The organism is Saccharopolyspora sp. NPDC002686 (assembly GCF_040295745.1).
In the GTDB taxonomy this organism is placed as follows: Bacteria; Actinomycetota; Actinomycetes; order Mycobacteriales; family Pseudonocardiaceae; genus Saccharopolyspora; species Saccharopolyspora oryzae.
Genome location: NZ_JBEOVY010000001.1, coordinates 1 through 14,388, shown reverse-complemented (window position 1 = coordinate 14,388; position 14,388 = coordinate 1). Strand labels below are relative to the sequence as shown.

Sequence of the window (14,388 nt, the reverse complement as noted above, 5' to 3'; positions counted from 1 at the left end):
GCAGCTAGGTGGCGCGCTGATTGCCGTCGACGGGGAGATGCCCGGTATTGCTGGCAGAGATCTTGCGCGGCTCATTGCCAGCAGGGCAGAGACATGAGCTTCGTGTCGGACAGGGGAGGCAGTCCGTCATCGAGGTTTCGGAGTCGCGAGTAGAGCGTTCGCATGGCGTCCCTGTCGGGCAGGTGCTCACCCCGGCTGCGCGTTCCAACACTGTGATGCTGCTGACCAGTCTGATGCTCCCGACGGAGTGACTTGCGTTGCGCAGGCGCTGGAGGCGTTGGGCTTCGAACGCGGCCGCACGGCAGCCGCCGCCGTCGTCGATGAGGACGATCGCGTGCTCTCCGGCTTCGGCCGCGACGACGGCATGGGCGATGACCATCGTCTCTCCAAGGTCTTTCGAGGTCCGGATGCGCTGATCGAAGGGGATGCCGCTGATGCGCTGGACCGCTGCGGCCAGTTCGTCGGTCACGTCGTCGGGGAGGACTTCCATGAGCCGGGGTGGAAGCCTTTTCCAGACGCGTTCAGCTGCGGCGAAGCGCTGATCCTGGCGAGCTTTGCGCAGGATCTCATCTCGCACGATCTCTGGGACGCTCAACGCCCCCAGGACGCTGAAGAGCAGGCGTTCTTTGTTGAGGGACAGGAAGTTGATGCCCGGTCCGGCATCCATGATGGGGCGATGGTTCATTCGGCGACGCCCTCGCCTGCTTGGTCGTCCAGGTCGCTCAAGTCCACTGATACGACCGGCAGGTCCTGGGCCGTCATCCACGGAACCGAGGGATCGCGCGGGGCGATTCCGGCGTCGGCGAGTTCTCTCCTGGCGGCATCGACGGTGATTCCTCGCAGGGTGGCTACCGACTGAGCCGTCACGACTCCTTCCCGGTATCCGGCGATGGTGCGGGCGAGGAGTCGCTGGGGCGAGCGGGTGCGATCGGAGTCGTTCTGGAGCGACTCGTACTGATCGGTCCACCCGAAGCGCGTTGCCAGCTGTGGAGTCGAAAGTCCCATCCACTCTTGCTTGGTGGATGCGTTGATGCATCCGCAGTCGTGGAGCGCGATGGCCGCGATGGCCGGTGAGACGAGGAACCCCTGCACGACGGCCGACAGGGCGGCCTCGGACGGGGCGGCATGGTCTCCTAGGAACGCCTTGAGACCGGCCGCCGGCACCAGCAGATTCCGGGCGAACGCATCAGCGCGTTGCTCCTGAGCAGTGCGGGCGCTGAGGTCTTGTCCTTGTGGTCCGTTCCAGTCGGCGAAGATCACATGGGCGAGCTCATGCGCCAGCGTGCTGCGCTGCCGCATGGGATTGCGTGTGCGGGCGACCCCGATGAAGGTGACGTCCCGCACGGGGTCGCGCATGGTCAGTCCGTGCTCGTCGGGACTCGCGTCCAGCACGGCGACATCATGTCCGGTTGTCCGCTCGATGAGCGCGACGAGATCACCTAGGGGCTGATCTCCCAGGTGGTGCTCGCGGCGGAAGGCGGCTGCCGCTTCCCTTCCCTGCTGCTCCGGCGTCATGATCTGCCTGTCCTTCACTGGGGCGCGGTGACTGCCTGCTCGTCCAGGTAGGCATCGAGTTCGATGAAATCCAGCAGCCGCTGCCGCATCTTCTCCATGCCCGAGCCGTTGCTCGCGCGAGCAGCGCACTGCACTCGTTCAGCAGCCGCTGTTCCGGTCAGCTGGGCGACGGTGTAGCCGGTGGCGTCGGCGATCCGGATGATCTCGGGCATCTTCGCGGCCCGCTCGCCGGAGATGATGCGGGAAAGGGTCGTCTGGGAAATGCCGGTGCGGTCGGCGAGGCCCCGCTGGGACAGCCCGGCCGCCTCGCGAGCGCGGTCAACCGCTGCCCCGACCTGTGTCGCAGTCACCTGAACCCCCCATCTGAATCATTTTTTCCGATCTGATTCATCATAGCCGATGGCGAAGGTTGTTGGTGCTTCTCGCCCGGTGGGAAATTTGTCTGACGACTGATGTATCGCTTACGGTCTGGCGGGAGGTAGTTCGGATGCGGGTTGTGGGGCGTCGGTCTTCGGTCGACGAGGTCATCGCTGCGCTCAACGAGCAGTTGTCCGGTGGGGCCTGGGCTCCTGGGGAGCGGATACCCACCGAGCAGGAGCTGGTCGCCGAGCTCGGCGTGAGCCGGGCCGTCGTCCGGGAGGCCGTTCGGGCGCTGGTGCAGCTGGGGTGCTTGGAGGCCCGGCAGGGCGCCGGGACGTTCGTGGTGTCGGCCGCCGATCCGACGCCGATGCTGCGGCAGCTGCGGTTGGCCGAGCTGCGGGACGTCTTCGAGGTCCAGCTCGCCCACGACGTGCAGGCCGCGCGGTTGGCCGCGGTGCGCCGCGAGGACGCCGACGTCGAGCGGCTGCGCGAGCTGCTGGAGCGGCGGGACCGCGCTGCTTCGCCAGAGGACTTCGGCGCCGCTGACGTCGAGTTCCACTGCGCCGTGGTCGAGGCGGCGCGCAACCCGCTGCTCACCGAGATGTACCGCTACCTGAGCGAACGCCTGCGGGAGAGCTTGGTGGAGCTGCGTGCGGACAGCGCGTTGTCCGAGGGCGGCCCGCAAGCCCACCGAGCGCTGTTCGACGCGATCGCCGACCGCGATCCCGAGTCCGCCGCCGCGGCCGCGCAGGCCGTGATCCAGCCGTGCCTGACGTCGCTGGGCAGCGTCGTCGCAGAGAGGGGAACCGAGCAGTGAGTACCGGAGTCCAGCAGGCGCCCGTGCGCCCGGCCGGCACCGCCGCGGTGGCCACCATGGTGCTGATCGTGCTGGTGGCGCTCGCGCTGCGGCCGCCGTTCACCGCGGTGGCTCCGCTGCTGGAGGCGATCCAGCGGGACCTGGGGGTGTCGAACACCTTCGCCGGCGTGCTGACCACCTTGCCGGTGGTGTGCCTCGGGGTGTTCGCGTTCGTCGCGCCGACGCTGCGGCAGCGGTTCGGCGACGAGAAGGTGGTCGTCGGCTGCCTGGTGGTGCTGCTGGTCGGGAACTCGCTGCGGGCCGCGGGTTCGACCTGGACGCTGCTGGCGGGCACGGTCGTCGTCGGCGCCGGGATCGCGGTGGCGAACGTGGCCCTGCCCGGGCTGATCAAGCGCGACTTCCCGCACAACATCCCGGTGATCACTGCGGTGTACACGGTCTGCTTGACGCTGGGCGGTGCGTTCGCGGCCAGCATCGTGGTGCCGGTCGGCACCGCGCTGGGCTCGGCCTGGCAGGCACCGCTCGGGGTGCTCGCCGTCCCGGTGCTGGTGGCCCTGGTGATCAGCGCCTTCGTGCTGCGCCGCGGTTCCGGCGCGCCGCCGCAGCCGTCGCGGCCCGGGCTGCTGTGGCGCACCCCGCTGGCCTGGCAGGTCACCGCGTTCATGGGGCTGCAGTCGGCGATGGCCTACGTGGTGTTCGGCTGGTTGCCGACCATGCTGCAGGGCCGGGGCATGAGCGCTGAGCTGTCCGGACTGGCGCTCGGCATCCAGGCGGCGGTGCAGTCCATCGGTTCGCTCGCGGTGCCGGTGCTGTGCCGCAGGTTCCGCGACCAGCGGCCGATCTCCACCGTGCTGGCCATCTGCATCGCGCTCGGGTTCGCCGGGATCCTGGTCGGCCCGGCATCCGGCGTGTGGCCCTCGGTGATCGTGCTCGGGGTCGCGCAGGGCGCGTCGTTCGGCTTGGCGCTGACGGTGATCGGGCTGCGCGCGCCGGACAGCGACACCGCCGCTGCGCTGTCCGGGATGGCGCAGGGCATCGGGTACCTCATCGCCGCGACCGGTCCGCTGCTGATCGGCCTCCTGCACGACCTGGCGGGCACCTGGACGGCCCCGCTGGCGCTGCTGATGGCCTGCTGCGCCGCCTGGTTGATCTCGGGGCTGCTCGCCTGCCGCCACCGCCAAGTGCCGTCCCGTGCAGCACGGCGGTCACGTCACAACACGCCCGTAACCCGATTTCACCGCGGCGAAACAGCAGGACGGGTCGGCTGAAACAGCGGCTTCCCATGATGCGGCGCAACTCGGTCCGCACGGGAGGCGATGTGAATTCAGGCGACACCGCGTGGGTGCTCGTGAGCGCGGCCTTGGTCCTGCTCATGACCCCCGGTCTGGCGTTCTTCTACGGTGGCATGGTGCGCTCCCGCGGCGTGCTCAACATGCTGATGATGAGCCTCGGCAGCATCGGCGTGGTGGGCGTGCTGTGGGTGCTCGTCGGCTACTCCACGGCGTTCGGGTCCGACGTGGGCGGCGTCGGCCTGCTCGGCGACCCCGCCGAGTTCTTCGGGCTCGGCTCGCTGCTCGGCGAGGACCAGCTCTCCGGCTCGATCCCGACCCTGGCCTTCGCCGGTTTCCAGGCGATGTTCGCGATCATCACGGTGGCGCTGATCTCCGGGGCGATCGCCGACCGCGCCCGCTTCGGCCCCTGGCTGCTGTTCGCCGCGCTGTGGGCGGTGGTGGTGTACTTCCCGGTCGCGCACTGGGTGTTCGCGTTCGACTCGACCGATGACGCGGGCAACGTGACCGCGGTCGGCGGCTGGATCGCCAACCGGATCGCCGCGATCGACTTCGCCGGCGGCACCGCGGTGCACATCAACGCCGGTGCCGCGGCGCTCGCGCTGGCGCTGGTGCTGGGCAAGCGCCGGGACTGGCCGAAGGACCCGGGCAAGCCGCACAACCTGCCGTTCGTGGTGCTCGGCGCGGCCCTGCTGTGGTTCGGCTGGTTCGGGTTCAACGCCGGTTCGGCGCTGGCCGCCAACACCACCGCCGCGGTCGTGCTGGTCAACACCCTGGTGTCCACCAGCGCCGCGATGCTCGGCTGGCTGCTGGTGGAGCGGATCCGCGACGGCCACGCCACCACGCTCGGCGCGGCCTCGGGCATCGTCGCCGGTCTGGTCGCGATCACCCCGGCCTGCTCGTCGGTGACCCCGCTGGGCGCGATCGCGGTCGGTGCGATCACCGGCGCGGTCTGCGCGCTGTCGGTCAGCCTCAAGTACCGCTTCGGCTACGACGACTCGCTGGACGTCGTGGGCGTGCACCTGGTCGGCGGCCTGCTGGGCACGCTGCTGATCGGCCTGTTCGCGTCCTCGGCCGCCCCGGCCGGGGTCGACGGCCTGTTCTACGGCGGCGGGCTGGACCAGCTGTGGCGGCAGGCCGTCGGCGCGGTCGCGGTGCTGGCCTACTCGTTCGTGCTCAGCCTGCTGCTGGCGCTGCTGGTCAAGGCGGTCGTGGGGTTCCGGGCCAGCGAGCAGGACGAGGCCGTGGGCATCGACGAGACCGAGCACGCCGAGGCCGCCTACCACTTCGGTGAGGGCCGCTCCGCGCGCCGCACCGCGGTCGAGTCGGAACGCAAGCTGGAGGGCAGCCGCGCATGAAGCTGGTGACCGCGATCGTGCAACCGTCCAAGTTGGACGATCTGAAGGAGGAGCTGGGCCGGCTCGGGGTGCTGGGCATGACCGTCAGCCAGGTGGAGGGCTACGGCAGGCAGAAGGGGCACACCGAGGTCTACCGGGGTGCTGAGTACTCGGTCGACTTCATCGAGAAGCTCCGCGTCGAAGTCCTGGTCGACGAACCGGATGCGGACAAGGTCGTGGACGGCATCGTGCGCGCCGCCCGCACCGGCCAGGTGGGGGACGGCAAGGTGTGGGTGACCGCCGTCGACACCGTCGTCCGGGTCCGCACCGGCGAGACCGGTCCCGAAGCGATCTAGTCCTCGTGACTTCTCGAAGGGCGCCTCCGAGTCGGGAGGCGCCCTTCGTCATGTCGTGAGTGGTTTTCCGACCGGGCCGGGTGGTGGGTGAGTAGCAATACGCAGTCGGACTCAGGGAGCTTCACGGTCTCGCCGGGGCCGGTGGCCCGGCACACTTCTAAGTGCGACGCGGTGATCAGGGGGAACCGGATGGGAACCCGCCCGTACTGGGGGTCGGGCGGGTGAAACCGGGCCTGGCGATCGCAAAGGGGGGAACCGCGCGGGTGGTAGGGGAAGGGCCGCCCGCGCGGACCGGGAAGTGCGCCAGGGGGTGGCGCTGGAGGCGGCTCGCAGGGGGAGGCGGGCCGCCTCCTCTCCTGTTCGCGGGAGATGTGCGAGCGGATCTGCCGCACAAGATCCAACAACGCGTAATCTGGTCCCGTCGTGGACATACCGGACTTCTCACCAGTGGTCACATATCCTCCGCCGGCCGTGCAGGTCGGCCGCCGATCCCTCGTCGTCCTGGCCGGCCTGCCCGGCGCCGGGAAGAGCACGGTGCTGGGCAAGCTCAGCTCGGACGCCGACATCTCGACGCTCGACTCCGAGCAGGTCCGCGCGCGCCTGCGCGAGGTCCTGCCGGGCTGGCTGCCCTACCGCTACTACCGCCCGGTCGTGCACCTGGCGCACCGGACCCGCATCGTCTGGTTCTGCCTGACCGCGCCCGGCCCGGTCGTCGCGCACGAACCCGCCACCCGTGCCACCACCCGAGCCCTGCTGCTCGCGTTCGGCTGGATGAGCGGCCGCCAGCGAGTGCTCGTGTGGCTGTACGCGGACCCGGACGACGCCCTGGCCGGTCAGCAGCAGCGCGGCCGCCTGATCCGCCGCACGTCGTTCGCCCGGCACGTGCAGCGCGCGGACCGCATGCACCGCAGGCTCCGCGACGGTGCGACGCCGCGCGGCTGGCGGCAAGCGCACCTCCTGACCCGCGAAGAGGTCAGCTCAGGCCTCAGGCTGGACGTCGAATCGTGACTTGCGTCCCGTTGTGGTGGGGCGGGGCAGCGGGCGCGGATCTCGATCGCTAGGCTGGATCGCTGGTGCTGCGGCTAGGACGCCGCCGCACCAGGCTGAGAATCATCGAGCTGCGGGTGACTGGCAACAGGGTGTGCGTCCAGCGGAACGCGCGGTTCGACAAGCGCAAGCGACTGTCCCGTGGTCGGCTGCACCACCGCGCCGACTCCCCTGGCCCACCCTCCTCGGCGGGCAGCACCGGGCCGTTTCCGCGATCCATCAGCCCCCTGTCGACCCCACTGAGGAGACCCGCGTTCAGCATGCAGACCTTTGACGAGCTCGACCTCGACCCGCGCGTCCGCCAGGCGCTGACCGAGATCGGCTACGAAACCCCGTCCCCGATCCAGGCGCAGACGATTCCGCTGCTCCTGGAGGGGCGCGACGTGCTGGGTCTGGCGCAGACCGGCACCGGCAAGACCGCGGCGTTCGCGCTGCCGATCCTCTCCCAGCTGGACCTCAAGGCCAAGGGGCCGCAGGCGATGGTGCTCGCGCCGACCCGCGAGCTGGCCATCCAGGTCTCCGAGGCCTTCCAGCGCTACGCCTCGCACCTGCCCGGCTTCCACGTCCTGCCGATCTACGGCGGCACCGGCTACGGCCCGCAGCTGGCCGGCCTGCGCCGCGGCGCGCACGTCGTGGTCGGCACCCCCGGCCGCTTGATCGACCACCTGGAGAAGGGTTCGCTCGACCTGAGCAACCTGAAGAACCTGGTGCTCGACGAGGCCGACGAGATGCTGCGGATGGGCTTCATCGAGGACGTCGAGCGGATCCTGCAGTCCGTGCCGTCGAGCCGCCAGGTGGCGCTGTTCTCCGCCACCATGCCCGGCGCGATCCGCAAGATCAGCCAGAACTACCTCAACGAGCCCGCTGAGATCTCGGTCAAGACCAAGACCAGCACGGCCACCAACATCACCCAGCGGTACGTGCCGGTGCGCGGCTCGAACAAGCTGGACGCGATGACCCGGATCCTCGAGGTCGAGGCCTTCGACGCGATGATCGTGTTCGTCCGCACCAAGCAGCTCACCGAGGAGCTGGCGGAGAAGCTGCAGGCCCGCGGCTTCAACGCGGCGGCGATCAACGGCGACATCGCGCAGGCGCAGCGCGAGCGCACCATCGGCCACCTGCGGGACGGCAAGATCGACATCCTGGTGGCCACCGACGTCGCCGCCCGCGGTCTGGACGTCGAGCGCATCTCGCACGTGCTCAACTACGACATCCCGCACGACACCGAGTCCTACGTGCACCGCGTCGGCCGCACCGGCCGGGCCGGGCGCAGCGGTGAGGCGATCCTGTTCGTCTCCCCGCGCGAGCGGCACCTACTGCGCGCCATCGAGCGGGCCACCCGCCAGCAGATCCAGCAGATGGACCTGCCGACGATCGACGCGGTCAACGACCGCCGCCTGGCCAAGTTCGCGCAGGCCATCACCGACACCCTGGCCAAGGGCGACCTGGAGGTGTTCCAGGAGCTGGTGCGCGAGTACGAGCAGACCCACGACGTGCCGGCGCTGGAGATCGCCGCCGCGCTGGCCAGCATGGCCCAGGGCGACCGGCCGCTGCTGCTGGAGCCCGAGCCGGAGCCGCAGCGCCGCGAAGGCCCGTCGTTCCACTCGAACAGCTCGGACACCGAGACCTACCGGGTCGAGGTCGGCCGCCGCAACCGGGTCACCCCGCGCGCGCTGGTCGGGGCGCTGGCCAACGAGGGCGGCGTGCCCAGCAAGTACATCGGGCACATCGACATCCGCAACGAGCACACCCTGATCGAGCTGCCCGCCGACCTGCCGGAAGAGCTGCTGACCAAGCTGCGCGACACCCAGGTGGCCGGGCGCGGTCTGCGCATCACCCGCGCCGAGGGCGAGTCGATCAACCGCCGTCCCCGCCGTCCGGCCCGGGACCGCGACCGCGATCGGGACCGCGACCGGCGCCCGCACCGCAAGGGGCAGCGCTCGCCGCAGTCGCGCGGTCGGCGCGATGACTACCAGCGCAGCTGAAGTGATGTCCGGTGAACCCCGGGTGGCCGTCCCGCCGCCCGGGGTTGCGCCATTTCCGCGATTGCGCTGCCCAGCCCGCACCGGACCCCGGGCGGGGGCAGTTACCCTCGCATAGGTAATCCATCGACTCTGGAGCCCGTGAACCCGTGTTCGACACTCTTTCCGACCGGCTCACCTCGGTCCTGACGAACCTGCGCGGCAAGGGGCGGCTGTCCGACGCGGACATCGACGCCACCGCGCGGGAGATCCGCATCGCCCTGCTCGAAGCAGACGTGGCGCTTCCCGTGGTGCGCAGCTTCATCAAGGGTGTCAAGGAGCGGGCCAAGGGCGCCGAGGTCTCCCAGGCCCTCAACCCGGCCCAGCAGGTCATCAAGATCGTCAACGAGGAACTGGTCACCGTCCTCGGCGGCGAGACCCGGCGGCTGGAGTTCGCCAAGACCCCGCCGACGGTGATCATGCTGGCGGGTCTGCAGGGTGCCGGTAAGACGACGCTGGCGGGCAAGCTCGCCAAGTGGTTGTCCGGGCAGGGCCACACGCCGATGCTGGTGGCCTGCGACCTGCAGCGCCCGAACGCGGTGAACCAGCTCCAGGTCGTCGGTGAGCGCGCCGGGGTGCCGGTGTTCGCGCCCGAGCCGGGCAACGGCGTCGGCGACCCGGTCGAGGTCTCCCGCCGCAGCATCGACGAGGCCCGCCGGGCCCAGCACGACGTCGTCATCGTCGACACCGCCGGCCGGCTGGGCGTCGACGAGGAGATGATGAAGCAGGCCGCCGACATCCGGGATGCGATCACCCCGGACGAGGTCCTGTTCGTCCTCGACGCGATGATCGGTCAGGACGCGGTCAACACCGCCGAGGCCTTCCGCGACGGCGTCGGCTTCTCCGGCGTGGTGCTGACCAAGCTCGACGGCGACGCCCGCGGTGGTGCCGCGCTGTCGGTCCGAGAGATCACCGGTCAGCCGATCATGTTCGCCTCCAGCGGTGAGAAGTTGGAGGACTTCGACCTCTTCCACCCGGACCGGATGGCCAACCGGATCCTGGGCATGGGCGACATGCTCACCCTGATCGAGCAGGCCGAGCAGGCCTTCGACCAGGAGCAGGCGGAGAAGGCCGCGGAGAAGCTGGGCACCGGCCAGCTGACCCTGGAGGACTTCCTCGAGCAGATGCAGGCGGTGCGCCGGATGGGCCCGCTGCAGAACCTGCTGGGCATGCTGCCGGGCGCCGGTCAGATGAAGGACCAGCTGGCCAACTTCGACGAGAAGCACCTGGACCGCATCCAGGCGATCATCCGCGGCATGACGCCCGCCGAGCGGGCCGACCCGAAGATCATCAACGCCTCCCGGCGCCAGCGCATCGCCCGCGGTTCCGGCGTGACGGTCAGCGACATCAACGACCTGGTCAGCCGCTTCTTCGAAGCCCGCAAGATGATGCAGCAGATGGCCGGCGGGTTCGGCTTCGGCGGTGGCGGGGGCAGCAAGAACCGCAAGGGCAAGAAGGGGAAGAAGGGCAAGAAGGGCAAGGGCCCGACGCAGCCGAAGGGCATGCGCGGCCTGCCCGGTGGCTTCCCGGCCATGCCGCCCGGCGGTATGCCCGGCATGCCCCCCGGCGGCCCGGACCTGTCCAAGCTGGAGGGCGGCATGAACGAGCTGCCCGCCGGCTTCGACCCGTCCAAGCTGAACTTCGGAAACGGCAAGAAGAAGTGACCGCGCTGCACCTGCGCGGAGTGGTCCTCCCCGACGGGGAGCACCGCGACCTCTGGGTTCGCGACGGGCGCGTCAGCCTCGACCCGGTGCCGGGCGCCGAAACCGTCTTCGACGGCGGTTTCGTGCTGCCCGGCCTGGTCGACGCGCACTGCCACATTGGCATCGGACCGGAAGGCCCGGTGGAGCTGGACGACGCGGTCGCCCAGGCCGAGCTCGACCGCGACGCGGGCACCCTGCTGGTCCGCGACTGCGGCTCGCCCATCGACACCCGGCCGCTGCAGGAGCGCGAGGACCTGCCGCGCATCATCCGCGCCGGCCGCCACCTGGCCCGCCCGAAGCGCTACATCCCGTACCTGGCCGACCAGCTCGACCACGAGGAGCAGCTGCCGGCCGCGGTCGCCGAGCAGGTGGCCTACGGCGACGGCTGGATCAAGCTGGTCGGGGACTGGATCGACCGCTCGGTGGGCGACCTGGCTCCGTTGTGGAGCGACGAGGTGCTGCGCGAGGCGATCGCGACCGCGCACCGGCTGGGCGCCCGCGTCACCGCGCACGTCTTCGGCGAGGACGCGCTGCCGGGGCTGATCGAGGCCGGGATCGACTGCATCGAGCACGGCACCGGTCTCACCGACGAGACGATCGAGCTGATGGCCCGGCGCGGCACCGCGCTGGTCCCCACGCTGATCAACATCGAGAACTTCCCGTCCTTCGCGGCGGCGGCCACCAAGTACCCGACCTACGCCTCGCACATGACCGAGCTGTACGAGCGGGCCGACCGGACGGTGGCCAAGGCGATCGAGGCGGGCATCCCGGTCTACGCGGGAACCGACGCGGGCGGCGGCATCGCGCACGGCGTGCTGGCCGAGGAGGTCATCGCGCTGAACCGGGTCGGCATGTCCACCGAGCAGGCCATCGGCGCGGCGTCGTGGGAGGCCCGCCAGTGGCTGGGCTGGTCCGGCCTGGAGCACGGCGCCCCGGCGGACCTGGTCTGCTACGCCGCCGACCCCCGCAAGGACCTCACCGAGCTCCGCAACCCCGTCCGCATCGTTCTCCGCGGCAACGTCGTCGGCGCCTGACGATCTTCGAACCACCAGGTCAGGGCCGGGTGGTTGATCGGCGTCGAACTCTTCGAGCGCTTAGGGTTGAGGCGTCGAGGGGAGCGCGCAGTGGGGGACCAGCCGGAACGGAAACCGCCGGAGAACGGGCACGACCCGCTCGCGCAACCGACGCCTCCGGCGGAGGACGGCGTCGACCAGGACCTGCACCCGACGTACTGGGAGGCCCAGCTGGAGGCCGCGCGCCGCGGCTCGCTGGCGTGGGGCCTGGCCGCGTTCTTCATCGGCTACGGCGGCTACTACCTGTGCGTGCTGGTCCTCACCGCGGTCCGGCCGGAGCGGCACGGCGGCTTCGACCCGACGACCCCGCCCAACACCGGTCCGCTGCTGCTGCTCGCCTTCGCCCCGAACGTCCTGCTCGGCCTGGTGCCCGCGGTGTTCTCCTGGTGGCGCGGCCGCGGCCTGCGCTCGGACTTCGGCATCGTGCCCAAGAAGCGAGACTTCAAGGTGGGCGTGGCCTGCGGGTTCGCCGCCCTGATCGGGTCCTGGCTGCTGACCTTGGTGATCATCGCCGTCTCCGGCCCGCCGCCGGAGACCGATCTCACCCGGCTGATGCAGGGGGAGCGCACGATCTGGCTCTTCCTGTTCGCGCTGTTCGCCTTCCTCGGCGCGCCGCTGACCGAGGAGCTGCTGATGCGCGGCGCGCTGTGGGGCGCGCTGGAGCACTACCGCCTGCCGCGCTACGCGATCCTGGTCCTGACCGCGCTGATCTTCGCGCTCATTCACCAGGAGGTGTGGCGCACGCCGGTGCTGTTCGTCGGCGGTCTCGCGATCGGCGCGGCGCGGATGATCACCGGTCGGGTGGCGACCAGCATGATCGCCCACGCCACGAACAATTTCCTGCCCGCACTCCTGCTGTTCGCCGTGGCCAGGTGAAATCGCTGCCGCGCAAGGCGCCGATAGCGGTAACCTGGCGGCTCGCCGGTGCCCGCGAGCGATCAGCCACGGGCTCGCCACGCCGCCGATCGGCACCACGGAGGCGCCCGTGAACGAAACGCAACAGCCAGAACCAGCCGAGGACGCACCGGAACGCGCACCCGCCCGCACCCACCGGTGGGGGTTCGGCGCGTTCGTCCTCACGCAGGTGGTCTTCGTGCTGGTGTCGGTGGTCCTGGCCGCCGCGCTCGGCAGCCCGGACGCCCTGACGCTGGTGATCATGCTGGTGCTGCCCACGGTGATCGCCGGGGCGCTGGCGGTCCTGATCACGGTGGTGCGCGGCAACGGCCCGCGGCTGGACTTCGGTCTGGAGTGGCGCTGGTCGGACGTCACCACGGGCCTGCTCATCGGCGGCATCGGCCTGGTCACCACGACCATCGCGACCATGCTGTGGGCGAAGTGGGTGGGGCAGGACAACGCCCACTCGACGGTGAGCAGCGTGCTCGACGGGGTGGAGCTGCCCCCGATCGCCGCGGTGGTGGTGTTCCTGCACATCTGGCTGATCGCGCCGCTGTGCGAGGAGCTGCTCTACCGCGGCCTGCTCTGGGGCGCCATGGAGAGGATGCGCTGGAGCCAGCTGAACGTGTTCCTGCTCAGCACCGCTGTCTTCGCGATCGGGCACCTGGAACCCCAGCGCACCGCGCTGCTGCTGGTGATCGCGATCCCGATCGGCGTGGCCCGCATGGTCACCGGCCGCCTGACCGCCAGCGTGGTCGCCCACCAGGTGAACAACTTCCTCCCGGCCCTCGGCCTGCTCCTCGTCTCCCTCGGGCTCCTCCCCGCCTGACCGGCCGGGCTCGGATCCAGCCGCGCAGGACGAGATCGTCTGCTCCCGGACCACCCCGGGACTGCTGGAGGCTGCGGATCTGGCAGAATGGTTAGCTGTTCGCCGCGAGGGGTCCCTCTCACCGCTTGTGGCCATTTGACCTACGAGCATTCCGAATCGCCACCCCACGTGGTTCGGCGTGCTCACCGGAGCACGAACGAGAGTCTGAGGAGCACCAGCACCCGTGGCTGTGAAGATCAAGCTTGCCCGGATCGGTAAGATCCGCGAGCCGCACTACCGCATCGTCGTCGCCGACGCCCGCACCCGCCGCAACGGCCGGGCCATCGAGACGATCGGCCAGTACCACCCGAAGGAGAACCCGAGCGGCATCGTCGTCGACTCGGAGCGGGTGCAGTACTGGCTGGGTGTCGGGGCGCAGCCGACCGAGCCGGTGCAGAACATCCTGGAGATCACCGGCGACTGGCAGAAGTTCAAGGGCCTGCCGGGTGCCGAGGGTCGGCTGAAGACCGCCGAGCCGAAGCCGAGCAAGCAGGAGCTGTTCGAGGCCGCGCTCGCCGCCGCCGGCGAGGAGCCCACCGTCGAGGCCACCACCCCGAAGAAGAAGGGTGGCAAGAAGGCCGAGGACAAGGCCGAGGAGAAGTCCGAGGAAGGTCAGGCGTGACGGTCCTCGCGGACGCGCTTGAACACCTGGTGCGCGGCATCGTCGACAACCCCGACGATGTCCGCGTTCAGCTGCTCACGACCCGGCGCGGTCGCACCCTCGAGGTGCACGTGAACCCCGACGACCTGGGCAAGGTCATCGGCCGCAGCGGTCGCACCGCGACCGCCCTGCGGACCGTGATGTCCGGCATCGGTGGTCGCGGCATCCGGGTCGACGTGGTCGACACCGACCGCTGAGCGCCATGGCTGATCCCGAGCAGGAGACCCTCGCCGTGGGGCGCATCGTCCGACCGCACGGTGTGCGGGGAGAGCTCGTCGTCGAGGTGCTCACCGACAGCCCTGAGCTGCGGTTCGCACCCGGTTCGGTGCTCGGGACCCAGCGCCGCGGCAAGGGCCGCGGGCAGAACCTCACCGTGGCAGCCACCCGGCCGCACGCCGGGCGGCTGCTGCTGCGCGCGGAGGGCGTCGACGGCCGCGAGGCCGCCGA

Annotated in this window: 16 protein-coding genes; 13 read left to right on the top strand and 3 right to left on the bottom strand. The window is 70.4% G+C overall.

Features of this window, described 5'->3' with window-relative positions; genetic code table 11:
- Positions 1 to 4: 4 nt before the first annotated feature.
- The 3 genes from ABTZ89_RS00080 to ABTZ89_RS00070 are packed head-to-tail and all read right to left on the bottom strand — an operon-like array spanning position 5 to position 1,865.
- Entirely contained in the window at positions 5 to 667 is a 663-nt protein-coding gene (locus ABTZ89_RS00080; RefSeq protein WP_351038396.1) for a PIN domain-containing protein, read from the bottom strand.
- Positions 668 to 681: 14 nt separating this feature from the next.
- Positions 682 to 1,515, bottom strand: coding sequence for an ImmA/IrrE family metallo-endopeptidase (locus tag ABTZ89_RS00075; protein ID WP_270952906.1), 834 nt, complete (start codon positions 1,513 to 1,515; stop codon positions 682 to 684).
- Between the two features lie 14 nt (positions 1,516 to 1,529).
- Positions 1,530 to 1,865 (bottom strand): helix-turn-helix domain-containing protein, encoded by a 336-nt coding sequence (locus tag ABTZ89_RS00070; RefSeq protein WP_270952905.1) that lies wholly within the window; start codon positions 1,863 to 1,865, stop codon positions 1,530 to 1,532.
- Between the two features lie 137 nt (positions 1,866 to 2,002).
- Here ABTZ89_RS00070 and ABTZ89_RS00065 point away from each other — a divergent pair, with 137 nt between their 5' ends.
- The 13 genes from ABTZ89_RS00065 to ABTZ89_RS00005 form a co-directional block, all read left to right on the top strand.
- Complete coding sequence (locus ABTZ89_RS00065; protein ID WP_270952902.1) at positions 2,003 to 2,692, top strand: FadR/GntR family transcriptional regulator; 690 nt, start codon at positions 2,003 to 2,005, stop codon at positions 2,690 to 2,692.
- Entirely contained in the window at positions 2,689 to 3,960 is a 1,272-nt protein-coding gene (locus ABTZ89_RS00060; RefSeq protein WP_351038392.1) for a CynX/NimT family MFS transporter, read from the top strand. Before ABTZ89_RS00065 ends, ABTZ89_RS00060 begins: the two co-directional genes overlap by 4 nt.
- A 50-nt stretch (positions 3,961 to 4,010) precedes the next feature.
- The gene (locus ABTZ89_RS00055; RefSeq protein WP_270952900.1) at positions 4,011 to 5,339 is read left to right on the top strand and encodes an ammonium transporter; all 1,329 of its coding nucleotides are present in this window, start codon (positions 4,011 to 4,013) and stop codon (positions 5,337 to 5,339) included.
- Positions 5,336 to 5,674, top strand: a complete 339-nt coding sequence (locus ABTZ89_RS00050) for a P-II family nitrogen regulator (RefSeq protein WP_270952898.1) — start codon at positions 5,336 to 5,338, stop codon at positions 5,672 to 5,674. The genes ABTZ89_RS00055 and ABTZ89_RS00050 overlap by 4 nt, the downstream gene beginning before the upstream one ends.
- 471 nt (positions 5,675 to 6,145) lie before the next feature.
- Positions 6,146 to 6,682, top strand: coding sequence for an AAA family ATPase (locus ABTZ89_RS00045; RefSeq protein ID WP_270952896.1), 537 nt, complete (start codon positions 6,146 to 6,148; stop codon positions 6,680 to 6,682).
- Positions 6,683 to 6,981: 299 nt separating this feature from the next.
- Entirely contained in the window at positions 6,982 to 8,706 is a 1,725-nt protein-coding gene (locus ABTZ89_RS00040; protein ID WP_351038389.1) for a DEAD/DEAH box helicase, read from the top strand.
- A 146-nt stretch (positions 8,707 to 8,852) separates the two neighbouring features.
- Positions 8,853 to 10,406, top strand: a complete 1,554-nt coding sequence (ffh, locus tag ABTZ89_RS00035; protein WP_351038387.1) for a signal recognition particle protein — start codon at positions 8,853 to 8,855, stop codon at positions 10,404 to 10,406.
- Positions 10,403 to 11,479 (top strand): metal-dependent hydrolase family protein, encoded by a 1,077-nt coding sequence (locus ABTZ89_RS00030; RefSeq protein ID WP_270952891.1) that lies wholly within the window; start codon positions 10,403 to 10,405, stop codon positions 11,477 to 11,479. The genes ffh and ABTZ89_RS00030 overlap by 4 nt, the downstream gene beginning before the upstream one ends.
- Before the next feature lie 90 nt (positions 11,480 to 11,569).
- A complete protein-coding gene (locus tag ABTZ89_RS00025) occupies positions 11,570 to 12,394 on the top strand; it encodes a CPBP family intramembrane glutamic endopeptidase (RefSeq protein WP_351038385.1) in 825 nt (274 codons plus the stop codon).
- Positions 12,395 to 12,503: 109 nt separating this feature from the next.
- Positions 12,504 to 13,241 (top strand): CPBP family intramembrane glutamic endopeptidase, encoded by a 738-nt coding sequence (locus ABTZ89_RS00020; protein ID WP_270952889.1) that lies wholly within the window; start codon positions 12,504 to 12,506, stop codon positions 13,239 to 13,241.
- A gap of 223 nt (positions 13,242 to 13,464) precedes the next feature.
- Positions 13,465 to 13,902 (top strand): 30S ribosomal protein S16, encoded by a 438-nt coding sequence (rpsP, locus tag ABTZ89_RS00015; protein ID WP_270952888.1) that lies wholly within the window; start codon positions 13,465 to 13,467, stop codon positions 13,900 to 13,902.
- Positions 13,899 to 14,138 (top strand): RNA-binding protein, encoded by a 240-nt coding sequence (locus tag ABTZ89_RS00010; protein WP_093146638.1) that lies wholly within the window; start codon positions 13,899 to 13,901, stop codon positions 14,136 to 14,138. The genes rpsP and ABTZ89_RS00010 overlap by 4 nt, the downstream gene beginning before the upstream one ends.
- A 5-nt stretch (positions 14,139 to 14,143) precedes the next feature.
- A partial coding sequence (locus ABTZ89_RS00005) for a ribosome maturation factor RimM (protein ID WP_502949492.1) occupies positions 14,144 to 14,388 on the top strand: 245 nt, incomplete at its 3' end.